At 48.1% G+C, this 24,367-nt stretch carries 22 protein-coding genes, 1 rRNA gene, 1 pseudogene and 1 CRISPR repeat array; of the genes and pseudogenes, 9 read left to right on the top strand and 15 right to left on the bottom strand.

Going from position 1 to position 24,367, the window contains the following annotated elements; translation table 11 throughout:
* Positions 1–813 precede the first annotated feature (813 nt).
* A 5S ribosomal RNA gene (rrf, locus tag EL628_RS04045) occupies positions 814–930 on the top strand.
* Positions 931–1,179: 249 nt separating this feature from the next.
* On the opposite strand, the gene EL628_RS04040 is transcribed toward rrf, so the two are convergent.
* Both EL628_RS04040 and EL628_RS04035 read right to left on the bottom strand, forming a co-directional pair.
* Entirely contained in the window at positions 1,180–1,578 is a 399-nt protein-coding gene (locus EL628_RS04040; protein ID WP_245993981.1) for a PLD nuclease N-terminal domain-containing protein, read from the bottom strand.
* A gap of 231 nt (positions 1,579–1,809) precedes the next feature.
* On the bottom strand, positions 1,810–2,106 hold the full coding sequence (locus EL628_RS04035; protein ID WP_126578501.1) for a GlsB/YeaQ/YmgE family stress response membrane protein: 297 nt from the start codon (positions 2,104–2,106) through the stop codon (positions 1,810–1,812).
* A 431-nt stretch (positions 2,107–2,537) separates the two neighbouring features.
* Here EL628_RS04035 and EL628_RS04030 point away from each other — a divergent pair, with 431 nt between their 5' ends.
* Positions 2,538–3,485, top strand: coding sequence for a ribose-phosphate diphosphokinase (locus EL628_RS04030; protein WP_126578500.1), 948 nt, complete (start codon positions 2,538–2,540; stop codon positions 3,483–3,485).
* Between the two features lie 56 nt (positions 3,486–3,541).
* Here the strand turns inward: EL628_RS04030 and EL628_RS04025 are convergent, their stop codons facing one another.
* From EL628_RS04025 to sdhC, 6 genes are all read right to left on the bottom strand, one after another.
* Positions 3,542–4,414 (bottom strand): alpha/beta fold hydrolase, encoded by an 873-nt coding sequence (locus EL628_RS04025; protein WP_126578499.1) that lies wholly within the window; start codon positions 4,412–4,414, stop codon positions 3,542–3,544.
* A gap of 428 nt (positions 4,415–4,842) precedes the next feature.
* Positions 4,843–5,235 carry a response regulator gene (locus tag EL628_RS04020; protein ID WP_161975263.1) on the bottom strand — a complete coding sequence of 131 codons (393 nt, stop codon included), beginning with the start codon at positions 5,233–5,235 and terminating at the stop codon, positions 4,843–4,845.
* A gap of 226 nt (positions 5,236–5,461) precedes the next feature.
* Positions 5,462–6,169, bottom strand: coding sequence for a succinate dehydrogenase iron-sulfur subunit (locus EL628_RS04015; RefSeq protein WP_126578497.1), 708 nt, complete (start codon positions 6,167–6,169; stop codon positions 5,462–5,464).
* Positions 6,170–6,231: 62 nt separating this feature from the next.
* Positions 6,232–7,968, bottom strand: coding sequence for a succinate dehydrogenase flavoprotein subunit (gene sdhA, locus EL628_RS04010; protein WP_126578496.1), 1,737 nt, complete (start codon positions 7,966–7,968; stop codon positions 6,232–6,234).
* A 17-nt stretch (positions 7,969–7,985) separates the two neighbouring features.
* Entirely contained in the window at positions 7,986–8,378 is a 393-nt protein-coding gene (sdhD, locus tag EL628_RS04005) for a succinate dehydrogenase, hydrophobic membrane anchor protein (RefSeq protein WP_126578495.1), read from the bottom strand.
* 52 nt (positions 8,379–8,430) lie between these two features.
* On the bottom strand, positions 8,431–8,820 hold the full coding sequence (gene sdhC, locus EL628_RS04000) for a succinate dehydrogenase, cytochrome b556 subunit (RefSeq protein ID WP_126578494.1): 390 nt from the start codon (positions 8,818–8,820) through the stop codon (positions 8,431–8,433).
* Positions 8,821–9,190: 370 nt separating this feature from the next.
* Here sdhC and EL628_RS03995 point away from each other — a divergent pair.
* Positions 9,191–9,502 (top strand): annotated as a pseudogene (locus EL628_RS03995) (transposase); the annotation flags it as partial.
* Here the strand turns inward: EL628_RS03995 and EL628_RS03990 are convergent.
* Positions 9,492–10,160, bottom strand: coding sequence for a Type 1 glutamine amidotransferase-like domain-containing protein (locus EL628_RS03990; RefSeq protein WP_126578493.1), 669 nt, complete (start codon positions 10,158–10,160; stop codon positions 9,492–9,494). The pseudogene EL628_RS03995 and the gene EL628_RS03990 sit on opposite strands and share 11 nt — an antisense overlap.
* Before the next feature lie 1,275 nt (positions 10,161–11,435).
* Here EL628_RS03990 and EL628_RS03985 point away from each other — a divergent pair.
* On the top strand, positions 11,436–12,767 hold the full coding sequence (locus EL628_RS03985; protein ID WP_126578492.1) for a transposase: 1,332 nt from the start codon (positions 11,436–11,438) through the stop codon (positions 12,765–12,767).
* Positions 12,768–12,840: 73 nt separating this feature from the next.
* Positions 12,841–13,461: direct repeats of the CRISPR family, unit length 37 nt; unit sequence GTTTCAAGCCCTTCTGGGTTCTCTCCTACATTGCTAC.
* Between the two features lie 368 nt (positions 13,462–13,829).
* On the opposite strand, the gene EL628_RS30725 is transcribed toward EL628_RS03985, so the two are convergent.
* On the bottom strand, positions 13,830–13,955 hold the full coding sequence (locus EL628_RS30725; RefSeq protein ID WP_281276517.1) for a hypothetical protein: 126 nt from the start codon (positions 13,953–13,955) through the stop codon (positions 13,830–13,832).
* A gap of 405 nt (positions 13,956–14,360) precedes the next feature.
* Between EL628_RS30725 and EL628_RS03980 the strand changes: the two genes are divergently transcribed.
* Together EL628_RS03980 and EL628_RS03975 are read left to right on the top strand one after the other, a co-directional pair.
* Complete coding sequence (locus tag EL628_RS03980) at positions 14,361–14,828, top strand: FixH family protein (protein WP_161975262.1); 468 nt, start codon at positions 14,361–14,363, stop codon at positions 14,826–14,828.
* 204 nt (positions 14,829–15,032) lie between these two features.
* Positions 15,033–16,211, top strand: coding sequence for an outer membrane lipoprotein-sorting protein (locus EL628_RS03975; RefSeq protein WP_161975261.1), 1,179 nt, complete (start codon positions 15,033–15,035; stop codon positions 16,209–16,211).
* A 161-nt stretch (positions 16,212–16,372) separates the two neighbouring features.
* Here EL628_RS03975 and EL628_RS03970 read toward each other — a convergent pair whose 3' ends face one another.
* The 5 genes from EL628_RS03970 to EL628_RS03950 form a co-directional block, all read right to left on the bottom strand.
* Positions 16,373–16,564 carry a PLDc N-terminal domain-containing protein gene (locus EL628_RS03970; protein ID WP_126578489.1) on the bottom strand — a complete coding sequence of 64 codons (192 nt, stop codon included), beginning with the start codon at positions 16,562–16,564 and terminating at the stop codon, positions 16,373–16,375.
* Positions 16,565–16,710: 146 nt separating this feature from the next.
* Positions 16,711–17,652 (bottom strand): ferrochelatase, encoded by a 942-nt coding sequence (hemH, locus tag EL628_RS03965; RefSeq protein ID WP_126578488.1) that lies wholly within the window; start codon positions 17,650–17,652, stop codon positions 16,711–16,713.
* Between the two features lie 35 nt (positions 17,653–17,687).
* Positions 17,688–18,761: a uroporphyrinogen decarboxylase gene (gene hemE, locus EL628_RS03960; protein ID WP_126578487.1), complete on the bottom strand. Its 1,074-nt coding sequence runs from the start codon at positions 18,759–18,761 to the stop codon at positions 17,688–17,690.
* Between the two features lie 207 nt (positions 18,762–18,968).
* On the bottom strand, positions 18,969–20,807 hold the full coding sequence (locus EL628_RS03955) for a serine/threonine protein kinase (RefSeq protein ID WP_126578486.1): 1,839 nt from the start codon (positions 20,805–20,807) through the stop codon (positions 18,969–18,971).
* 52 nt (positions 20,808–20,859) lie between these two features.
* On the bottom strand, positions 20,860–22,236 hold the full coding sequence (locus tag EL628_RS03950; RefSeq protein WP_126578485.1) for a serine/threonine protein kinase: 1,377 nt from the start codon (positions 22,234–22,236) through the stop codon (positions 20,860–20,862).
* A 184-nt stretch (positions 22,237–22,420) separates the two neighbouring features.
* Here EL628_RS03950 and EL628_RS03945 point away from each other — a divergent pair, with 184 nt between their 5' ends.
* The 3 genes from EL628_RS03945 to EL628_RS03935 all read left to right on the top strand — a co-directional run bounded on the left by EL628_RS03945 (position 22,421) and on the right by EL628_RS03935 (position 24,291).
* Positions 22,421–22,777: a translation initiation factor Sui1 gene (locus tag EL628_RS03945; RefSeq protein ID WP_126578484.1), complete on the top strand. Its 357-nt coding sequence runs from the start codon at positions 22,421–22,423 to the stop codon at positions 22,775–22,777.
* A 235-nt stretch (positions 22,778–23,012) separates the two neighbouring features.
* A complete protein-coding gene (locus tag EL628_RS03940) occupies positions 23,013–23,462 on the top strand; it encodes a hypothetical protein (RefSeq protein ID WP_126578483.1) in 450 nt (149 codons plus the stop codon).
* 169 nt (positions 23,463–23,631) lie between these two features.
* Positions 23,632–24,291 carry a translin family protein gene (locus EL628_RS03935; RefSeq protein WP_218028863.1) on the top strand — a complete coding sequence of 220 codons (660 nt, stop codon included), beginning with the start codon at positions 23,632–23,634 and terminating at the stop codon, positions 24,289–24,291.
* The last annotated feature ends 76 nt before the right edge of the window (positions 24,292–24,367 follow it).

Here is a 24,367-nt window from a genome sequence, read left to right as displayed (position 1 = left end):
TTCGTGCAGAAGCGGGGAAGCGTCGGGAAGGGGCTCGTTTCAACTCCGCTCTGGTCGCTCCTTCATAACGCAACGTGACCATGGGCGATGGAGGGGCTGGCATGGTGGGGCTTCGAGATTTGAAAGGAGACAAGCGACCTTCCCTACTTCTATTACCGCATCATGATCTTTTTCACATATAAAATGATATAAAGTAGGGAAAGTTGCTTGTCTCTTTCCTCTGTTCCCCACTCCGCTCTATGAGCTCCTTCATGGCCCAATGGGACATGATGCTATGGAGGGGCTGGCATTGCGGAGCTTCGAGATGTGGAAGGAGACAAGCGACCTTCCCTACTTCTATTACCGCATCATGATCTTTTTCACATATAAAATAATGTAAAGTAGGGAAAGTTGCTTGTCTCTTTCCTCTGTTCCTGCTCCGCTGTGTGAGCCCCTCCATTGCTCAAGTGGAAAATGGAAAATGGGGAAACGAAGCTATGGAGGGGCAACCATGGTGCAGGGGCACGATGTGGAAGGAGACAAGCAACCTTCCCTACTGCTTTTCTTGCCTCACACGCAAAAAATCATATCGTGCTCTTTTAAATAGGGAAAGTCGCTTGTCTCTTTCCTCTGTCCTGCTCCGCTGTGTGAGCCCCTCCGTGGCACAATGCTATGGAGGAGCTGGCATGGTGCAGCTCCACCATTAGGAAGGAGAGGTCCATCGTGCACCTTTGCCTCCCCGTGAAAAAAAGACGGACCAAAAAGGGGTTGACAAAGCTCAAAGGTTCTGGTAGTATTCGTCTTGTTGAAAACGCCACCTGGATATGCAGGTGAGCTGGTAGCTGTAGCGAAGAGGGTCCACCCGTTCCCATCCCGAACACGGTAGTTAAGCTCTTCAGCCCCGATGATACTCTGTGGGCAACTGCATGGGAAAATAGGACGCTGCCATCTCACCCGCCTAGCTGGGCGGCGTTTTTTGCTTCTCTCTTTTCTTTCAAGATGGCGCTGCCATCTCACCCGCCTGACTGGGCGGCGTTTTTGCTTATCGCTTCTCTTTCAAGCTGGACACTGCCATCTCACTCGCCTCATCAGGCCGCACTTTCGCTTGCTCCGATTGAAAATGCTGCACAGAATATTTTTTTACCACAGAACATCAATCATATTTTATTTAGCGGTCTGCAAGCAACAGGATAATCCTGACTACTCGGATCTCTGTTCAGGATAGGAGGCCTGAGGCTGTTCATAAGCTTGTCTTTGCACCTCATCCTCTACAGGAGGACGTTCTGGGCCTCGCTGTGGTGGCATCTGGTGCATTCTATAACCCTGCGCATATAAGGCTGGATCAACTGCCCCAACTACTGAAGCTGAATAAGGCAATGGTGCTCGCTGTTTAGCCCGTCCCACAAAGAAATAAATTAAGGCTCCAACGATATGCACAAAGAAGATAATTAGGAGCCACATAATGCGCTCATTTTCAGTGATCCTTTTGTTCTGAGCACAATCAATGAGCATCCAGACCCAAAAGGCCATCGCCGCTAGCGCAATTCCTCCAATAACTATCGATAAAAGAGTAACCAGTATAATACCTGCTGTAAGCATTGGATCAGTCCCTCTCATTTTCGCTAAAACATGTAGCAATGGCCCTATTTACCTGGCTATTATCTATACGTATGAACGTCAGAAAAGTCAGGCTCAATTTGCCAAAGATGATCTCTCTCCTTAATAGCCCAGGTTCCTCGAGAAAGATGCTAACAAGAAGAGCCGCCCACCTTTCATGAAGAATGACGGCCCGATGCACTTTCTAGCGCTCCATATATTACTGTACTATTATCAATATGTTCGCTTCCTGCCAGTGAAGAAACGCAATGCGGCAATAAAAACACAGGCTCCAATAAAAGCTACAAACAGGCTTCCTATAAAACTGGTTGTGGCATCTGGTATCAGCAGATCAGTTAACATTCCTCCCACAAAAGCACCTATCAGGCCAACAACAATGTCACCACCAATTCCAAATCCACTTTCATTCATCATTTTACCAGCCAGAAAACCGGCCAGCAGACCAATGAGCAACCAGATCAACACAACCGAAGAGCTTAATGCAGCAGCCAGCACAAATGAAACTATCATAAGAATATCCCCCTCCCCAACTTCATCCATTGATCTAATCAGTATAGTTGTACATTCTATCTTTACATATATTACAAGTAAATATTCCACTCTAAAAGGATCTCTTCTAAAACGCAGCGGGAGAGCAAAGCGATACAACAGAGGCAGGTGAGAGGATTCTCAGAAGCATCAATCTCAGAAGATAGAGCTATCTGTCAGTATACAGAGATCGGCAACAGCACCTATAATGAGTTGGATTTATAATACCTTATGTCCAGGGACAATTGATTGAACCATTGAGCTCTCTCAACACCAGATCCTGGATCTATAAAAAAGAATACTCGTCTTTAGGGATAGGAGAAATTAGGGTGATGAATTCAGAGAAAAGTGGCAGAGTTGTGATAACATACACTCGTATTGACGATCTCCACGGTATCTAAAAAGGGAAGCTTATGCGCGAAATTACGATTTTTAGTGGATCAGCTCATCAAGATCTGGCCCATGAGGTTTGCAATTGTTTGGGCGTACCACTCTCACAAACGCATCTGCAACGCTTTGGGAATGATTGCTTACAAGTTCAACTCAAAGCCAATTGTAGAGAAAGCGATGTTTTTCTGATTCAACCACTGGTTCCTCCAGTTCAAGAACATCTGATGGAACTATTTTTGATGTTAGATGCAGCTCGCGGCGCTTCGGCGGCTCGCACTACTGCGGTTATTCCTTACTACGCTTATGCCCGTTCAGATAAAAAAGATGCTCCACGTATCTCGATTGCAGGTCGCCTGGTTGCTGATTTACTGCAAACGTCAGGAGCAAATCGGATCATGGTAATGACTTTACACGCCGCACAGGTCCATGGCTTCTTTAGCGTTCCAACCGATCACCTCAACGCTCTTAATGTCCTGGCACATTATTTTCGTCAGCGAGATCTGAGAAATACGGTGGTTGTGTCTCCCGATCTGGGCAATGCCAAGTCAGCCTCGCACTTTGCTCGCCTCCTTAAGGTCCCTGTTGCCGCCGGTAGCAAACAAAGGTTAAGCGATGATCGCGTTGTCATTGATACGATTGTCGGCGATGTTGAAGGTAAAGATGTCATTATTATCGATGATGAGATTGCTAATGGCGGTACGATTCTAGAGATCCTTGAACGCTTACGGGAACACCACGTTGGCAATATTGTGGTGGTCTGTACTCATGGCGTCTTCAGTGATAAGGCGATCGCTCGACTGCGTGAGCAACATGATATCAGTGAGATTGTGACCACAAATACGCTTCCCATTCCGGAAAAGAAACGCTTACCAAACATGACTGTACTTTCGATTGCTCCTCTCCTGGCAGAAGCAATCCAACGCATCCATAATGGAGAATCAGTAAGCAGTTTGTTTGCAGATACAATGTAAATAACTATTTTAAAAGATGAGGGCTTTCCCTCATCTTTTTTTATGTCTTTCTTTCCTTATTTATGCAAAAAATCTGCAAGGTATCGATTGACAAGCTCTGGCTTCTCTTGCTGTACCCAGTGTCCACTATCAGGTACGTATTTTATGCTCAGCTCAGGAACCCAGGCATCCAGGTCCTTCGTTAAAGCAATATCTAGCGCGATATCTTGCTCTCCCCAGATGAGTAATGTGGGAGCTGCAATGATGCCGATCTGTCTGGAACCCATGAAAAGGCTGAATTGCGTTTTGAACAGTTCGCGGTAGTAGTTTATTCCTCCTCGTAATGCCCCTGGTTTGCTCATGGCTTCACGGTAACGCTCCAATACGTCGGGCGGAAAGGCATCTTTCTGATATGCCGCTTCGTATATCAATGTGCCTATCAACTTTGCGTGATTACGCCCCAATTGATACTCTGGCAGAAAAGGAAGCTGAAAGGCAAAGATATACCAGCTCTTGCTCAACTGCTTCCAGGTCTTGAGTTCACGCTGCATTGCCCCTGGATGAGGCGCGTTCATTACTACCAGTCGATCGGTCAATTGTGGATAGTTGATCGCAAACATCCAGGCTAAAGCTCCACCCCAGTCGTGACCTATAATAATTGCTTTTTGATAGTCAAGAGCATGAATCAGGCCAACAATATCGCGTAAGAGCGTTGGTATATCATAGCCAGTGCGAGGCTTGTCTGTCTCATTATATCCACGCAAATCTGGTGCAACTACCTTATAACCAAGCTCAGCTAAAAATGGGATCTGCTTGCGCCAGGAGTACCAGAATTCTGGAAAACCATGCAGCAAGACTATAAGCGGACCACTTCCCAGGGTCACATAATGCATTCGAATACCATTTGTCAGGACAGACTGGTGTTGCCAGTTCTCTGTATCTTGTGCCATCGCTTTTATCCTCAACTATTAGTATTGCCTTCTCTATTGTACTCTTAGTAAGAAGGCTCTATGCAAAAAAAACACCAGTGTCCTTATACCATTGGGCTGCACAATAGCGCTCGGAGGCTCCTCGGCGATCTATTCCTCTCACTTCTATACAATGACAAAAAATGGCTGTGATCAGGTTCTTTTTTGGCAAGCAAAGAAAACATGATGCGATCTGTGTCTATCAAGCTAATTTGATCGATCAAAGAAAAGGCTTGAGAGAGGTCGGTATCTGACAACAGGTTGCATGCTTGATGTAACAGATGGGACTCCTGCGGCCTGATGAGAGGGCATACACCTCTCTAACAGACTATTAAGCGCGATCCCTTGAAAACAGGAGAAGAGGTTTTCCTTAGCCAGGATGAGGTCCACTTGATTAGAGCAGATCAATATTAACCCACGACTTGCTTAACTGTTTGTAAAAGAATGTCGAGGTCGAAGGGCTTTTCAAGGCCTGTGAGGTGACGATCATCTATCTGCAAGCGGTGAACATAAAGACTGGCGCTTGTAATAATAGTGGGGATTTTTTCTAATCCAGGTGTTGCATGGAGACGATCATAGAGCTCAATTCCATTCATACCTGCTAGCAGATAATCAAGAATAAATAGATCTGGCATAATACGTGGGGCTAGCTCCAGTGCTTCAAAAGCGCTATTAATGATAATCGGATGAAAGGATGGCTCTTCTGAGAGTGTCATGTACATCACTTCGCTCATATCTCCATCGTCCTCGACCACGAGAATTGTTTTGATCCTGGTAGAAAATGTTTTCGATTCGCTCAACATCCATGCCTCCTTGTGTAAAGCTCTGGAGACCTTCTCCATGGACCTTGCACTTACAAAGATAAACAATGCCGTACGCTTATGTATAACGACATAGACGTCGGAACTGTTTCAATCAGGTCATATTTTACGCTCTAATTACAGTTTTTTTGGATTATTCTCATTTAATGCATAAAAAAAGAGGGTTAATGCTACAGAAATAGCACTAACCCCACTTCATCGATGGTAATTATTCCTCGCCTGGTCCTCCATAGACAATTGCTCGCTTGACCTGCTCGATGAGATCGGTGACAGGGATGCCGCGAGGGCAGGCGTCTGCACAATTGAAGATAGTGCGACAACGCCAGACTCCGTCTTTACGACCCAGAATCTGCAATCTCTCAGATCCGCCCTGATCGCGGCTATCAAAGATAAAGCGATGAGCATTCACTATCGAGGCTGGACCAACCCAATCCGGATTACCCCAGATTGAAGGACACGATCCTGTACAGGCTCCACAAAGGATACATTTGGTCCCCTCATCAAAGCGCTCTCGCTGAGTAGCTGATTGCAGACGCTCGGTCCCTGGCTCGTTATCGTAATTGATGAGATATGGTTTTACTGATTTATATTTTTCAAAAAAATTATCCATATCGACGACAAGGTCGCGGATCACAGGATAACCTAACATTGGCTCAATCGTCACTTTATTGCCCACATCACGCATCAATACTTTGCACGCTAGCCTGTTACGCCCATTAATACGCATAGCATCTGAGCCACAGACACCATGTGCACAGGAACGCCGATACGTTAAGGTGCCATCCATTGTCCACTTGACGGTATTTAAGGCATCCAGCAAGCGATCAATGGGATCTGATTCAACACGGAACTCGTCCCAGTATGGCTTGGCTTCACGTTCAGGATCATAGCGCTTAATGCGTAGAAGTACCTTCATCGCTCTCTCCTCTGGCCCATCGATCAGGCTGGATGGGCTTGCTCCATTGTTCGTCTGTCTGATTAGTATTTGCGCTCTTTCGGCTTAAAGATGGGATCATCAATGAGAATGACATCTTTATATTCCAGGCGTACATCGTGCGCTTTTGTTCCTTTGTAGGCCAGGGTATGCTTAAGCCAATTGACGTCATCACGCTTTTGATAATCTAACCGATAATGCGCTCCACGGCTCTCTTTACGCGCCTTTGCTCCATGGATGGTTGCCTCAGAACATTCTAGCAAGAAGCCCAATTCGATGGCCTCAACAAGCTCTGTATTAAAATTCTTGCCTTTGTCTTGCAGTTGGATCCCCTGATAGGCATCCCGCAGGCCATCGATCGTGTCTAAAGCATGACTGAGGCCGCGCTCGTTGCGTTCGACAAAGACGTTATCATTCATTTCGTTTTGAAGTTCACTGCGAATGCGGGCAGCCGATTCGCCACCAGTAGAGCTATAGAGCTTATCAACCAGCTGGCGTGAGTAATCCTCATGCTGAGGTGGTAAGGTAACATGATCGTTCTCGGCAATAAAGCTGGCGATATGTTTGCCTGCTCGACGACCAAAGACGATCAGGTCAACCAGTGAGTTAGTGCCAAGACGATTTGCTCCATGGACGGAGACACAGGCAACCTCGCCAGCAGCGTAGAAGCCGGGCAGTGGTGTTCGCTGAGAGTCAATGACAACGCGCGCGTCAATATCGGTGGGAATACCACCCATGGCATAGTGGGCAGTTGGCTGAATCGGCACAGGCTCGGTAATGGGCTCTACGCCAAGATAGTTACGAGCAAAATCTGTGATATCTGGCAGTTTCTCAGCAATCTTCTTAGCTCCCAGATGGCGAACATCCAGGTAAACATAATCTTTGCCATCGACACCGTTGCCGTCGTTGATCTCCTGTACAATACAGCGCGAGACAATATCTCGTGGGGCCAGATCCTTCAGAGTGGGCATGTAGCGTTCCATAAAGTATTCGCCTTTGCCATTCAGGATCTTACCACCCTCACCACGAGCTGCCTCGCTCAGGAGCACGCCAACTTTATAGATGCCAGTTGGGTGAAACTGATACATCTCCATATCCTGCAAAGGAATACCGCGACGATAGGCGATCGCCATGCCATCACCCATACAGGCAAAGGCATTACTTGTAACCCGCCAGGCTCGTCCATACCCACCTGTGGCAAACAGCACAGCCTTGCCATGAAATGTGTGGATCTCGCCCGTACGAATCTGTAATGCGACGACTCCACAGACAACTCCATCATTAATCAGCAGGTCCAGGACCAGAAATTCATTGAAGAAGTTAACCTGATTTTTGACAGCGTTCTGGTACATTGTCTGTAGGATCATGTGACCAGTGCGGTCCGCAGCATAACAGGCTCGACGCACTGGACCCTCTCCAAAATTACGCGTGTGCCCGCCAAACCTGCGCTGATCGATTCGCCCATCCTCTGTACGATTAAAGGGAAGGCCTCGATGCTCTAGCTCGTACACTGCGTCAATGGCCTCACGCGCTAGAATCTCGGCTGCTGGCTGATCTACCAGGTAGTCTCCGCCTTTGACCGTGTCATACATGTGCCATTTCCAGTGATCCTCTTCCTGATTGCCAAGAGCTGCTGCCACGCCGCCCTGTGCCGCACCAGTATGCGAACGGGTGGGATAGACCTTTGTCAGGACTGCAACACTGGCATTAGGAAGCTGCATGGCAGCCATGAGTCCCGCGCCGCCTGCGCCCACAATAACCACGTCAAATTTATGATACATATTCTTTCCTCATTCGACTAATGAATGGCCGCAGCACCTGTAAAGGTAACCAGCGTGATCGTTCCCAGCATAAAGAAAACGAGCAGTAACACTCCGACCAGAGAGAGCAGCCAGAGACGCAAGGATGCATTTCGCACGTAATCATCAATGACGACCCGCAAACCATTCATGCCGTGTGTGAGTGCTAAGGTTAAAAGCAGCCAGTCAAACAGACGCCAGAAGGGGTTTGCATATCGAGAGGCCACAAACGCATACGTTGTCTGCGATACATCATTGGTGACATGCATAATAATTAAATGGATGATGACAAGGAAGATCAAGACAATGCCTGAGGCGCGGAAAAAATACCAGGAAAATGTCTCAAAACCACCACCCGCGGGGCGTGGGCCAAATCCAGTTGAAACACGCATTGCAAAATTCCTCTTTCTCTGCTATCGCTTTACATAGCACTTCCAATGATCACTAGTGGCCCACTTGAGCAGTCGAGGGCAGATGGAAAATCCAGTCGAGGACAGGACGTAACACATAGTACGCTACGGGAATAAATACGAGAATGGTGACGATCAGCACCCCAATAAACATGCTCTTTTGATAGCGTACACCCTTGCTCCAGAAGTCGATAGCCATAATACGCAGGCCGTTAAAGCCATGATAGAAAACAGCCGCGATCAGTGCGAGAGATAAGAGCCGCACAATGACTTGATCAAAAAGCAGAACACTCTTGTTATAGACTTCAGGACCAAAGCCCAGAATAGAAATGTCGACGATGTGAATGAGTAGAAATAGTAGAATACCCAGCCCTGTAATGCGATGAAGCAGCCAGGACCACATACCAGACTGACCTTTGTACATCTTTTCCTCGTTTCTGGAGGCGGGAGGTGTGGCATGAGGCTAACTTGAGTTTGATGTAGAAGCAATCCGTTACTAGCTCGCTGACCAACAAAACGGTCGCCCACTGGTCTTTATTGCGGCCTCCTGGCTTGTGCTCTCGCCCATATTGACATCCACATGGGGACAGTAGACGGGTTTTCCCTCTTTTACATCAATGGCTCAACAACCAGACTGGCACCCCGTTGTGTCTCCTATGGTGGTTGACATTGCATACGTATTATACTGCACACTAGAAAGGCACGCAAACTTCAATCAGGTGCCTCTTTCGAGCTGCTTGATGTCAACTTAGTGGAGAAACGACGTTCACTTTTGTACACTATTCTTCGTACCCCGCCTGAAAAAGATTTGGGTTGATGCAGCCTATCACAGGCAGGAGTTAGTTGAGTGGTGTCAGATCGCAGGAGAGTAGGAGTTGGAAGTCGTGGAACGCCCATCGGGCTCCCACGGTTTCAGCGTGGTGCCTCGCAGATAGGTCGTGGAACGCACATTCAGTTGGATTTCTTGGAACCGAAGCATGAGCAAAGAGTATGAGCGGAAAGTGCAAACGAGCGAAACACTGATCCAGGTGGCAATGCTTCGGTTGCTCATCGCTCGTTTGGCGCGCAAGAACGAGCCCGTTCCCAAACACCCCATCAGGGCGTAAACCGTTTCCAATGGCCTTCGGAGACGACTTCGACTGCTCCGTCGCGAACGACGATAGCGGTCTGATCGTCAATTGCATATGCTGGCACACCCACCTCAGCAGCCCATTTCTCTGCATCGGCCAGGGAATTTTCTGGCAGAGAGGGATGATCCAGATGAGGAAATATCGCAAAATCAACGAATCCCAACGTGCTATCGCTACCAGTGGGCGACTTCCACCCGACGAAGTCCTCCCCGATTCTAGGGGCCATCACCATGCTCCCGGCGCTCAGCCCCACCCAGACCGTCTCGGGAAGCTCCGGCAAGAGGTCCGCCAGCCCGGACTGCCGCATCCAGTGGCACAGATACAGCGCATCCCCGCCGTTCACCAGCAGGACGTCTGCCTCTCGGACCCAGGGGACCCAGCGCTCTTCACCGATGCTGGGCAGCGCGGTAAGTTCCAGCACGCCCAGGGACTTCCAACCCAGCTCGCACATGGGTGTGGAGGACTGACCAGTGATGAAACGCCATGCCCCACCAGGACTGCCCATGGGGTGCCCGTACCCCGCAGTAGGAATGCAGAGGGCGCTGGACTCGGCAATGGGTTTGCCCAGCAGATCAACCAGAGCGTTACGAATGCTGTCGTTTTTGATGCCAGCAGAAGTGAGCAGAAATTTCATACGTGGTTCTCCTTACCGATTTCATGGGAACAGATCAGGCTCCTCTCGCGAGAGACTGAAGCAGAACTCCCCTGGGACGCAACGACTGCGTTTCTCATAGCGCAGCTCTCGTTGCCAGTCTTGCGCACACGCACCAGGGTCTTCCGTTCCCTCATTGCAGACAAAACATTCTACCGTCAGACCTCGCAAAAGCTTCTCCTATCTCACTCTTCTTGCCACGCAGAGTTACCGCCGCACATTCCAGAACAGGCTCTTAGTGAGTTTCAAGCCCTTCTGGGTTCTCCTCTACATTGCTACGAAGTAGCGAGCCGCACCCAACAACCCCCTACTATTATTTCAAGCCCTTCTGGGTTCTCCTTTACATTGCTACGGCATAACGGCCTGCTGGTATCTTCGCAAGGGCAAGGTTTCAAGCCCTTCTGGGTTCTCCTTTACATTGCTACACCTTAAATGCTTATCGTGTGATTGTAGGAGATATGTTTCAAGCCCTTCTGGGTTCTCCTCTACATTGCTACCGTAGAATGGTATCTCTTCTAAAGATCAAAAGAGAGTTTCAAGCCCTTCTGGGTTCTCCTCTACATTGCTACTTTCACTATTTAATGCCAGTAAGCTTTTCCCTGAAGTTTCAAGCCCTTCTGGGTTCTCCTCTACATTGCTACGACGGTGAATGCGACAGTGCTCAGCGAGCATTTAGTTTCAAGCCCTTCTGGCTTCTCCTCTACTTTGCTACGAGGATCATCCAGCTCTTGGTGAGGCCCGAGAGCGGTTTCAAGCCCTTCTGGGTTCTCCTTTACATTGCTACACGAGGCTGCCTCACACTTTCATGCGAGACAAGGTTTCAAGCCCTTCTGGCTTCTCCTCTACTTTGCTACAAACTCGGAAGCGTTCACATCCCACCACGAGCCTGTGTTTCAAGCCCTTCTGGCTTCTCCTCTACTTTGCTACCAGCAGAGTATCTACATATCAGCACTGCCATGTTTAAGTTTCAAGCCCTTCTGGGAGGGGGGAAGCTAATTCATTTGTAGAAAACGCCATTTTTCCCGATTTCTGATCGATAGCCATTCTCTAAAAACGAGAGCAATTCATTCATTTCAAGAATTTTGGCGTTCCTGCGATTCACAGTTCCAGACCAGTTTCCATAAAAACGAGAGCAATTCATTCAGCAGTTGAATACCTTCCGTTTTTTTTGCAAATGTCCTTTTTGCTTGACAAAAGGGGAGCTCCTTGTGCAGAGTATTCATAACCAAAACAAACTCAGCAAAGGAGTCTCTTTCTATGATACCCGCATCTTCCCTTTTTGGCCAGTCTACTCTGATTTCCATCCTTCAGGCCGACCCGCTTGTCCAACGCTACCGAGCATTCTTTTCCTTGCTTGATTGGTCCATCATTGATCGTTGGCTTCAACGATGCTCCCATCGTGGAAGACCGGTAGAACAACCTATGATCGCCTATCTCAAAATGTTCCTTCTGCGCATTCAGGAAGGCATTGTCTACAGCAAAGAACTGCGTCTCTTTCTCTCCAACCACCCTCTTCTCATTCTTGATTTTGGTTTTGAACTGGTCCTCGACCCTCATGCTCCCTATGGTTTTGATGTCGAAAAAACCCTTCCCAGCCGCCAATGGATAGGAGAAAAGCTTCGTACGCTTGATCGTTCGCTGCTCCAGGACCTATTGGCCTCCACCGTCGCCGCTCTCGACCGGGAAATTCCGGGGCTGGGTGAGACGGTGGCTTTCGACGTGAAACACATGTATGCATGGGTCAAAGAAAACAATCCACGTGTTTTCTCCAAAGAGAGTCATGACAAGCACCATCGACCGGCTGGTGATCCAGATTGCAGACTGGGCGTGAAACGCAGCACCAATCAGGAGCAACCGGATGGATCAACCAAAGAGAAAAAAGAAGTCCTCTGGGGGTATGGCTCTGGTGTTGCAGCTGCCACCACGCCGACCTATGGCGATGTGATTCTGGCTGAGCATACCCTGCCGTTTAACGAAGGCGATGTGACCTATTTCGAGCCGCTTTATCAACAAACCGTTGCCGCACTTGGGCGCTATCCTACCAATAGTACGGCTGATGCCGCCTATGATGCCTGGTACGTCTATCAAAAAGCAGCGCTGCACGGCGGTATCGCCGCTATTCCGAAGATGAAACATGGTGATACCGTCTTCGTCCCTGGAACTGCTGGCGTTCCCCTGTGTCCAAAAGGGTTGCAAATGCATCCAACCTATCAGTATGCTCATACCTACGGCTATCGAGCGCAATTGTATCGTTGTCCGCTCTCTTTTCCTTCTGTTGTAGAGAGAGCAACCTGCGATCATGCACAGTTTCCTGTTGCAAAAGGGTGTAAAAAAAGCGTCAATATCGAGCCTGGCGGGCTCATGCGCATCACACTCGATCGTACAACACCTCTGTATCGTGCTATTCACAACCAGCGGACCAGCTGCGAACGCATCAATAGTCAAGCGAAAGAGCTGGGAATTGAGCGACCAAAAGTGCGAAACGCACAATCCGTGAAAAATCTCAATACCCTGACCTATATAGTTATAAATGTACGTACTCTGAGTCGAGCTAAATCAACTAACAAGGGAATTCTACAAATGAATTAATTGCTCCCCTCTTCTGGATTCTCTCCTACATTGCTACATCACGAAAGCCGGTGAGAGTACCACTAGAACAGGTGTTTCAAGCCCTTCTGGGTTCTCTCCTACATTGCTACGACCTCAGCCAGCTCTCTGTTGACGACCTCCAATTCAGTTTCAAGCCCTTCTGGGTTCTCTCCTACATTGCTACTGGCGGATTTTAGTCACCGAGGATGGGGCCGTAATGTTTCAAGCCCTTCTGGGTTCTCTCCTACATTGCTACACCGTAGTTACTGCTAACGCTTCAGAGATGCATGTGGTTTCAAGCCCTTCTGGGTTCTCTCCTACATTGCTACAGCGTAGAACATTACAAGCTTCGGGTTCGCGACAAGTTTCAAGCCCTTCTGGGTTCTCCTCTACATTGCTACCCAATTATAGTCGGGATCGATCACTTTTCCTTGTGAAGTTTCAAGCCCTTCTGGGTTCTCCTCTACATTGCTACGTGGGCGGTAGAGCCCGTGGATTATGACCAATCGATGTTTCAAGCCCTTCTGGGTTCTCCTCTACATTGCTACGTGATGGGAAAAAAACGGGTGGAATTCGGGTGTGGTTGTTTCAAGCCCTTCTGGGTTCTCCTCTACATTGCTACGGACATAACCCTGTAGAATTGTCTCTGATTAAGGGGTTTCAAGCCCTTCTGGGTTCTCCTCTACATTGCTACGGCAACTCTTCTAGTTTAGCATGAGAAGCCCCTTCAGTCAATCAAAAACGCGAATCTCTCAAAAACGGCAGTCAGGAGGTTCAATACTAAAATACTAAACTATGCTCCACTGGCCTCTCAAGCCGTGCGCGAACCTCGTGCTTAGCAGGCCAGAGCTACAGGTTCGCGCAATCCTTCTTTAGTGCTTGCGGTTCAGTCTGCATACAAGAAACCCTTTCAATTTTGAGCATCTAAGCAGGGTATTTATGAAGGATTTTGTATATAGCTGAATGTTAATACCAAGGGAGAAACAACGAGGGTGCTTCCAATTCTCGTAGAAGCAGAAGAGGGCATGAGCCAGGAAAGGGAAAAGAGGCGGGTGGGCAAGCTCAACGGACGCGACTGCGGTCGGGTCCATGTCTGGGGGGACAATAAATTGAGAAGAGGTCACTGATCAATTCATTGTGGTTGATGACACGGGCCCGACCGCAGTCGCGCCCGATAAATGATCTCATATCATTCTTTACCTCTTATAATACTTATTTCCTATTGCGAGAACCCCACCGATCAGCCGAGGCCATCAGCCAGGAAGAGGAAGCGAGGCGGGCGGGCACGTTCAGCAGACGCCCCTATCCGGGGGGCAATGAATTTACCTCTTCTTCCCACTCTTCCCAATGCGAGCAACTCGTTGGCCGCCAGAGGACCACCCCTCCTGGATTATCCTCGAACAAGTCTTCTCAAATAGAGTTGAATGGTGTTATACTAAAACGAGAAGAGTAGATTTTCGATGGAGCTGGCCTTTTGCCGCTCAAAGGTGGGTTGTGTTTCGCCCCTGCCCAGATAGATGTGTATTGCGGCAAGCAGGGATGTGCAAGCACAACCCATCTTTTCTGTTCAGATACAAAAACAAAAAGGGTATTATGGTTCAAGGCGATAATGTTCAACCGGGGCGCAGAGCACGACGGCCACTTCTGATTCTGCTCATTGGGATTGCATTTCTGATCGGAATGACCTTTCTGGCAACGATTATGGATACGATCATTCCACGTCATCCCTCACCTCAATTCCAGACCGCTCGACAAGGAAACTATCTCCTCACATTCCAGGTGCAGCCTAATCCTCCTCGCTCAACTAATCCTGCAACTGTCTCACTTCAGTTAACATCCTCAGACCATCAACAGCCAATTATGAATGCTCGCCTGACTCTAACAAGTTCAATGGAGAGTATGGATATGGGGACAGAGACCTCGCTAGCAGGGATTCAACCAGATGGGTATTACCGCACTCAGGTGCAGTTTACAATGGGGGGAAAGTGGAAGGTTCATGTCAATGCAGATATACCAGGCCAGACTCCCCTCAGAGCCGATTTTGAGATTACTGCCCAATAGGTTTCAGCAGTTTCTATACCTCTCATGATTACATGATCTCCCCAGGAAGGTGCAATTGTTCTGATAGAAATGGTTGGATATGCTATACTTTTTATAGCTTCTAGCTTCACATCTACAACAATCTCTCAAAGATTTGCTACTTACTTTGAAACTTTACTTAATAGTATCTTGCTTGATACTATCTCACAGTACAAGGAGTATTACATGAGCCTCTCGCATTGGCAGAGGAGCGCAATCGTTCTCCCTATCCTACTGACAAGCTTCTTGCTGTTGGCAGGATGTGGAGGAAGTACCTCGCAGACTCCTGCACATACAGTTGTTCCTACGCCTACTCCAACACCTGGACAGGGCCAACAGCTCTTAAATGGAATGGCAACGACGATCAATACCGCCAGAACGCTCCATGGCCTCTTTAACCTGACGATCTCTGGACAGGCCATTAATGGAACGGTCAATACTGAGATCTGGAATGCCTCGGGCAATAAAAGCCATGTTGATGTCCCTCAATCTACTATTCCTCAACTTGCCCAGGGCTCGGTGATTGTAACGGATGGCAAGCAACAGTGGCAGTATGATCCACAAAAAAATGTGGTTTACAACGGCCCTCTTCCCCAGTCAGCAACCGGTGATTCAGGTTCAAATCTCGGCGGCAAGGGCGGTGGGCAGAGCCAGTTTCTGCTGAATATTATTCAGACGATCTTCTCTCATAGCACTGGGACGCAACGCTCAGATACGACGGTCGATGGTCAGAACGTCTATGATGTTCATGTTGTGCCTCAGAAGACTGAGAATGCGAATGATGCTTCAACAGGAAATTTTAATTATACTGGTGAGGTTTATATTGCTAAAACAACCCATCTTCCGATTCAAGTAAATCTCGATCTTCAGGGATTAGGAACGCTTCTGGTGGATATTCCTAAGCTTGATATCAATCCAGATCTACCTGAAACGACATTTACTTATACTGTTCCCGCCGGTGTAAAGGTGTTACCTCTTCAAGATGCGAATACAGGGGCCGATGGCTCGGGCACTCTGAATCTGGCTCAGGCTCAGCAATTGGCTGGCTATCATCTCCTGAGCATTCCAGGGGAGCAGGCTGACTATATTCTGAAAAATGTTACAGCTCTGGGGGCACCCGGCAATCAGACCTATTCGCTCAACTATGCTAAGGGCAATCTGACCTTTACGCTTGTTGAAAGCAAGACGCTGGCAAATCTCTCTGGCAGTGCGGGTCAAAAGGTCTCACTACGTGGCACAAGTGGAACAATCACAAAAAATGGAGATAACTCGACGCTGTCATGGACTGAAAAAGAGGTAGGCATCCAGATTACTGGCGCTCTTACAAAGGATCAATTAGTCGAAATCGCCAATCTGCTTTCCTGAAGCTACGGTGGTGACGACAAGGAAATTGCTTTAGCTGCCGTTTTCTCTATTCATAAGCCTATAGTAAACGGTAGCTAAGGCAAAGAACTCACAGTTATTATCGCTTTCTCTATTCATAAACATACTAGTAAACGGCAACTAAGGCAAAGAAATCACAGTTGCTATCGCTTTCTATACTCATAAACATAATAGTAAATGGCAGCAAAAACGTTAAGAAAAACAAATGCCATTAGCCAGTACGTCTTCTCCTGACTGGAAAAACGGTCATTGTTGCTACAATCCCACGCCATCCAGACCCAGAATGAGAGTGCCAGGAGAGGCAACACAAAGAGAATAGGTTGCAACTTATCCATCGTATCTCCTTTACCACAAAGGAATCATGAGAGAAAGGCATTTCAGTCTTCGGAAACGAAAACCTTCGCCTCTTCCCACATTACGACTAAGTTCAACGTTTGTCAATTGCCATCCGAGGTGAGAGCAGACTGTGATTTTTAGGGACTTAGCTCTGTGCCAGGGTCTCGTGAACGACGGCTGCCAGGGCTTTGATGAAGAGGGGATCGGTATTCAGAGATTCGGTGCGGGCAAAAAAGATGCCATGCTCTTCAGCCTGCTCGCGAGCTCCCACCTCGATATCGTAGAGAATCTCTAGATGATCAGCTAGAAACTGGACAGGGGCAATCAGAACAGATTTCTTTCCCTGCTGCTGAAGCTCTGGCATAATATCGGCAAAGTCTGGCTTTAACCACTCTTCGGGGGTATGGCCTGCGCTTTGATAGCAAAATTGCCAGCGATCATCGGCCAATCCAGCTTCTTTCGCGATAGCTGCGGCGGTCTGCTTAAGATTATTAATATAATCCGGCTCGCGTTCGATCACACGCTTAGGCATACTATGTGCGGTCAGAAGGACAGGTACCTGATCACGTTCTTCAGCGGGGAAGCGATTCAGAGCTGTGATAACGCGTCTGGCAACGGCCTGGATAAAATATGGTTGCAGATGCCAATCTCGCGAGATCTTCAGGGTCAGATCTGAGCGCTCTAGATCGGCAACGGCATCCTCGAGCGTCTTAATATACCCACTCATAATGATGGGAGAATATTGGGGCGACATGATAATTCCAACCAGCGTCTCCGCTCCTGCCGCAGCCTCTGGCACAACATCGGCAATAAAGGGAGGAGAGAAACGCATGCCCGCTGTCACGCGGTAATGAACTCCATTGCTCTGCTGATTCAGCTCTTCCTGCAATGCAGCCGCCTGCTCGTTGGTGATCCGAATCAATGGAGAGCCGCCAATCAAGTTGTAGCGACGCCGAAACTCCGTGAGAATCTCTTCCGAAGGCTCCCGACCACCATAGACATTTTTAATATAAGCGGGAATATCATCAAGGGTTGCTGGTGAGCCATAGGTCATTAAAAGAACACTGGTGTGGGCTGTCGTAGTCATACTCTTTTACTATTCTTTCTGTCACGCTGCACTATTTATGGTTGTACTGCGGTTAATTGGTGAACGGTATCAACAAGTCTGCGAATCTGGTCAACTTCGGTAGCATAGGGGACGCCATGGCCTAGATTAAATATATGGCCTGGACGACCATCGGCCCGGCGAAGAAGATCTCGGGTCTGCTCTTCCAATACAGGCCATGGCGTTACCATAAATGTAGGGTCCAGATTTCCTTGAATACCATGATCGGTCCCTATCCGCTCCCACGCTGCGTCTAGATCCATACGCCAGTCAATGCCGATCACATCTCCTCCAGCTTCCGTCATCGCCTCCAGAAGGGCCGCAGTGGAGGCTCCATAATGAATCGCGGGCTGGCCCGTCTGCTTAACGGCGGCAAAGACACGCTGTGTATAGGGGAGAACATAACGGCGATAGAGGGAAGGGCTCAACGCGCCAGACCAGCTATCAGAGAGCTGGACAACATCAGCTCCGGCCTTGATCTGGGCCACAAGGTAACTGGCAGTCACGGTTGAAAGCTTCTCCATCAGCGCAGCCCAGATCTCTGGCTGGCTATACATCAGAGTTTTGGCCTGGGTGTAGTCACGCGAGGGCTGACCTTCGATGAGATAGCAGGCTAATGTAAATGGAGCACCAGCAATCCCTATCAGGGCCTGCTTTCCCGCAATCTCACTGCGTAGTAGTCGCAATGACTCCAGGATATATGGAACCGACTCTTCAGGCTCTACAATACGGAGCGCTTCAACATCCTGAAGCGTTCGAATAGGGTTATGAATCACTGGTCCGCTATTGGTAATAGCAACGTCAACGCCCATGGCCTCAAGCGGTAGCATTATATCAGCATAAATGACCGCTGCATCCACCCCATACGCCTGAACAGGCATGAGCGTAGCCTGCACACAGAGCTCGGGCGTCTTGAGCATGGTCATAAGATCATACTTTTTTCGCATCTCTTGATGCTCGATAATACAACGACCAGCCTGCCGCATAAACCAGATCGGAGTGGAATCGACTGGGCGGCGCGCGCAAGCGTTGAGAATACGCTCTGCTCCAGTCTGTGGAGAGGAGGCAGGCGGGAAGGTATAGTGCTGCATAGGTCTTCCTTCACATAGATTGCAGACTCACAGAAACTGAATCTACCATCTATATCATAACGCGGCCCTCCTCTTTCTGACAACAGAAAATCTATAAAATTTTATCGAAATATCTCTATTTTCTAAGCTCATTGAGATTTCTTTAGCTATAAAAAAAAAGACCATGCAGGTCTTTACTTGCATGGAGAGGATCATCTGACTCTGCGCTTATGGCATCGCGGTAAGTTTAAAGGCGCTAAAGCTACCTTCGCTCAGTGCAATGGTTGCTGGGGTTGCGGCGGCCAGTGCAATCTGCCCCTCAGCATATGTCGCATCATAAACTTCTCCCACCTGCACCCCGTTGAGGAATAGTTTAAAATCGTCCTTCAATGCAATCACTTGCAAGGTATTTTTCTCCATTCCTCCTCGCAACACAGTGCTACTAAAAGGCTTAAGCAGCGAGATATAGGTATCCCCGGCATCACGATCGTGTCGTAGAAAGAAAATTTGCCCTCGATTGGTGAGACCAAATTCATAAAATTGTTCGCCATTCTGACGCAAAAGCAGGCTGGCGCTGGTTCCTGCCAGCAAGGAGACATCAACCTGTACACTTCCATTGGTAAATTGCTGTTGCAGAAGAGGGCATGGCTGCACCGTCATCTCCTGAGTTGCAATGGCATGATAGGTACCATCTTTAAAAAAGCAGTGCAGAGCATCTTCATCCCAACGGCCACCCGTATTTTTTGCTAATGAATCCACTAACACGCCACCCGCCTTACTGGTAGGACTGGCAATCGCGACAACCGTTGATTGATGAGCAGCATTAACTACCAGTGCTGGCTCAGGTTGAGTGCTATAAAGATAGTAGATATATCCCATGGGAAAGACAATAAAAATAAGCAGGCCCGCAACAATAATAAACGTACTTAACGCGCTTATAGAGCCTTTTCTGCGTGGAGAGCCAATGGAAGAGAAGCTTCTGCGTGGAGAACTGGTAGAATGGCTACCAGAAGGGCTGAGAAGCGGCGCAGTCTCATCAAGCCGCTCATTATTCAGACTGGAATGCCTGCTCAAAGAAGTCAGAGCTTTATCAGAATAGCCATGCTCAGCAGGGCGCAGAATTAACTGATCACCGCGTCTATGTAGAGCTGTCTGAGCGAACAAAGAGTCTGGCCGAGAAGGCTCAGGCTGACTCATTGCTTCTTCAAAAGCCTGTCTATCCAGCTCCCCTTCCTCTTCAGCATGTTCAGCAGCAACCGTCATGAGCGCAGCCTGATACGCATCGAATAGAGCAGTTACGCTTTGAAAGCGCTTCGCAGGGTCCTTCTCTAAGGCACAAAGGACCACGTCATCAATGGTCGATGGTAAAGATGGATCTACTTGTGAAGGGGGCTGAGGAAGCTCACGAATATGTTTCCAGTAGACGGCCAGAGCAGTCGGAGCTGTGAAAGGGGGCTGGCCTGTTAACATCTCGTAGAGCAGAACTCCTAATGCGTAGATATCCGTACTACGCGTTGCGGGGCCATCGGCGAGATCAGGAGCCATATATTCAGGAGTTCCCATGATCAGTCCGGTGCGTGTCAGTTCAGCATCAGCATCGAGAACTTTTGCCAGGCCAAAATCTGCTAGATAAACATAGTCATCACTCGCAAAAAGAATATTCGAGGGCTTAATATCGCGATGAATAATTCCCCTGTTATGAGCATACTGTAAAGCGCTGGTAATCTGTTCGAGAATAATTCCAGACTCCTGCACGCTCAATGGGCCAGAAGCAATGCGATCATGCAGGGTGCCATCAGGAACATAGGGCATAACCAGGTAATGCCAGGGCTCCTGATCACCATACTCCAACAACGAGAGAATATGCTCATGGCGAAGAAGGTCGATTGTTTTAGCCTCGCGTCGAAAACGCTCCAGATACTCCACATTATTGCTGCCAATGACCTTCACAGCCACCTCAATCCCTCGCTCTTCATCGTCGGCCAGATAGACCTCAGCCATGCCACCTTGCCCTAGAGATTGCTTAAGATAATAAGGGCCAAACGAAAATCCTTCTAAGCCGGGCATAGACGGTCACATTCTTTCTAACTACACCATCAAAATCTGCAAACAACAGGGGTTACTTACCCTTTTTATGCCCTTTCCCATTGCCATTATTCCCGTTCCCACCTCCAGTATTCCCATTCCCACCTCCAGTATTCCCATTCCCACCTCCATTAGTATTCCCAGCATTATTAATGGTTCCATTTCCATTATTTGTGCCAGGAGCTGGTGCAACAATCTGGATAGGCGTTGGTGTGGCCGTTGGCTCGGGCGTCGCGGTTGGGTCTGGTGTGGCCGTTGCTGTAGGAGTTGGTGTGGCCGTTGGATCTGGTGTGACAACTGGTTCTGCGCCAGCATGAGCAGGGGGTAAAGAGAATTGGAACAGACTTGAACTGACAGAGAACAGCGAAAAACCGCTCACAGAGATCGCCAGTATCAGAATGAGAGCCATCACGCCTGCAGAAGGCACAAATCTGAGCTCTCTCCTCTTAGCAATGGATATCTCAGGATCAGGTAGAGCCGACACTTTTTGCTGACGAGTAACCAGTTCAGCAATCTGATCAAGATTATGTGGATGCGTAATCGCATTGGCTCTGGCAACTACTTCTCCATATCTTTGTTTGCGTGTTAATACATCCTGTAAAGCATCTTGATAGGCTTGAGCAAAAGCCTTAGCCGTGGTATAACGCTCCTGAGGCTCCTTAGACAGAGCCTGGAGGATAACCTGATCGATCTCAGCAGGAAGAGTAGGATTATACTCAGAGGGGGGAGTTAGAATACCATTAATATGTTTTAAGTACGTTGACATCGGGTTGGTTCCCTTAAAGGGGACACGACCGGTCAACATCTGGTAAGTAACAATGCCAAGGGCATAGATATCACTGGCTGGTGTTGCATCACCTTCAGCGAGCTCTGGAGCCATATATTCAGGAGTACCGATTAAGTAGCCCGATAGTGTCAGACTATAATCCTTCCCACCTTGCATACGCTTCACAAGACCAAAATCGGCAAGATAGATATGACCAGGATCTCGAATCAGAATATTGGAAGGCTTGATATCACGATGGATAATTCCCTGTTCGTGTGCAAACTGGAGGGCAGAGGCCAGTTGATCAATGATAAAGCCAGTATCTTCCAGAGTACAGGGGCCCGTAGCCAGGGCTGAATTTAACGTTCCATTGGCAACATAGGGCATAACTGCATATGACCACTGTTGATGCTCACCTGCGTCGAGAATAGGTAAAATATGAGGATGCTTTAAAGCCCTCATGGCTTCTACTTCACGACGAAAACGCTCACAATATTCTGTAGCCAGTGTAGAGACAAGCTTAATTGCTACGACCTGCTCACTCTCCGGATCGGAGGCAAGATAGATTTCAGCCATGCCTCCACGAGCCAGCGGGCCCTGGATATGATATCGGCCAATCTTCTTTTCTTCATGTAATTCTTGCATTAGTAACTCCGCATCCAGATAAGTCTTGTAAAATAGCTTTATAAATAGATATATGAGATGCCTGCATGGTATACGGACCAGACTACAAGATAGCTTCACATTAGCTGAGACCGGTTAGATCGTAATATGATACAATGCTGTGCAGAACTCATCGCTCTCGCTAACCTTTGCAAAGGAGATATCTATGCCAGATCGTCTTGTCTATTCCACCGATAGTGGAAGAGTTACTAACTGCCCAGATTGTGGGCAACCCTACCAGTCCTGCCGCTGTGAACAATCTGCTCTCCCATCTAAAAAGAGCGATGGAATTGTGCGTGTGATGCGCGATCGCAAACAACGTGGTGGCAAAACAGTCACGGTTATCACTGGCATCTCAGGCAGTGATAGCCATCTGACAACGCTCGCCCAGCAATTAAAAAAGCTTTGTGGCTCGGGCGGTACAGTAAAAGATGGGACAATCGAGATTCAGGGAGACCACTGCGATAAAGTGCAGGGAAAACTCACCGAATTGGGATATAAAGTGAAACGAGCTGGCGGCTAGAGCATTATTAATCTTCCTGGCCCTCTCTCATAATTTCCTGGTACTTTTGACGCTCTCCCCTATAACACATCTTTGTCATATTCTGGTTATACCATATTGTCATTGTACTTTAAACACGAACCGGAAAGATGCCCATGACCGTTTTCTCATGGCAGCCAGGGAATAGACTGATAACCACCTGTTTTTTTCTGTTCTCTCATGCAGTAGGATGCATAGTCTATGAAAGAAGATGACCATGAACATCAATGAGCAATTTGAAAGCTTCCTGGCGGAATTAGGAGTCGAAATGGAGCGCCCAGACGAACGTGATGAAGAACCTGAAATCTCTATCTTTCAGGCCTCACGTGATCACTATGGAGTCTTTTATCGCCTCGATATTCTCAATCACAGACCAGAGCTACGAATTATGCTCCCAATTGATAAAGGAGCAGCAAAAATGGATATCTACCTTGTACGCCTCAGTGAGCTCACTCCTCTCAATCAATGTTTCGTCTCTCTTTCCCACTATGAAGGAAGCGCAGCCTACGAACATAGCCGCGATGCTACATTCCAACATCTTCTTTATGCCGTGGCAGAAATGATGAAACAACTTTTCTGGGCCGGAGACCTCCAGCGCCTCATTTTTCCAGCCGAGATCCAGGTCACCCCTGTATTAATTCATGACGAGAGGAAGAAAGGTCTTTAACAAAAATACAAATAATAGGATAAGAGACAGGTATAATCATAGTTGCAAAAAACATACATGGGCTATTTGGGAGTGGCTCAACAGCCATTTTAACTAATTTTGAAACATATTCTGCTGCTATAACGTTCTTTTCTATGGAACACTCTTTTGTGGAAAGGACGTTTTTCAGATGCCTGATTCTATAGATGCCATTGGACGAGAGGCTATTCAATATTTTTCACTCAAGCACACAGCTCGCGAAAAAGCGTTGCCCAAATCACGCCTTGCCATCCGCCATTGTGCAAATAGCATCCGAGCAACCCATCGGCAAGAATTTGCATCCGCCAGCGCACTTATCCTCCAGGCAGCCACCCTCATTCGCGAAATGGAGGAAGATCTGCGGGAACATCAGGATATTTATAACGCAGGCTTTGTACAGGATGCGCAAAAAGAATATGCCGAAGCACTTACCTTTGCAGCACTCGCCCAGCGCCAGGCCCTGCCAACGCCTTCAGAGCTCACCATTAGCTATGCCGCTTACTTCAACGGAATTGCAGAGGCTATTGGAGAGCTCCGCCGCTACTTACTTGATCAATTGCGCCGCGGACAGGTCGAGCAGTGCGAGATCTTCCTCGCCTTTATGGATGATATCTACGCTGTCTTGATCTCTATCGACTTCCCGGATGCCATCACCAGTGGACTTCGCCGAAGCACCGACTCCGCACGCGGCATCCTTGAAAAAACACGTGGCGATCTTACTGCCGCCACTGTCCAGTTTCAATTACAGCAATCTATGTTAGACTTACAATTAGAGTTGCAAAAACACCAATTGGAAAATACTTTAGAATAGGTAAGTCACCCTATTTCATTGTCATCGTATACTATCAACAGTAAAAGCTTGTGTTAGATGATGAAGGAACTATTTT

The sequence above is a fragment of the Tengunoibacter tsumagoiensis genome (assembly GCF_003967535.1).
GTDB classification, from domain to species: Bacteria; Chloroflexota; Ktedonobacteria; order Ktedonobacterales; family Ktedonobacteraceae; genus Tengunoibacter; species Tengunoibacter tsumagoiensis.
The sequence above is the reverse complement of the archived record's forward strand: the minus strand, read 5'-3'. Positions and strand labels throughout refer to the sequence as shown.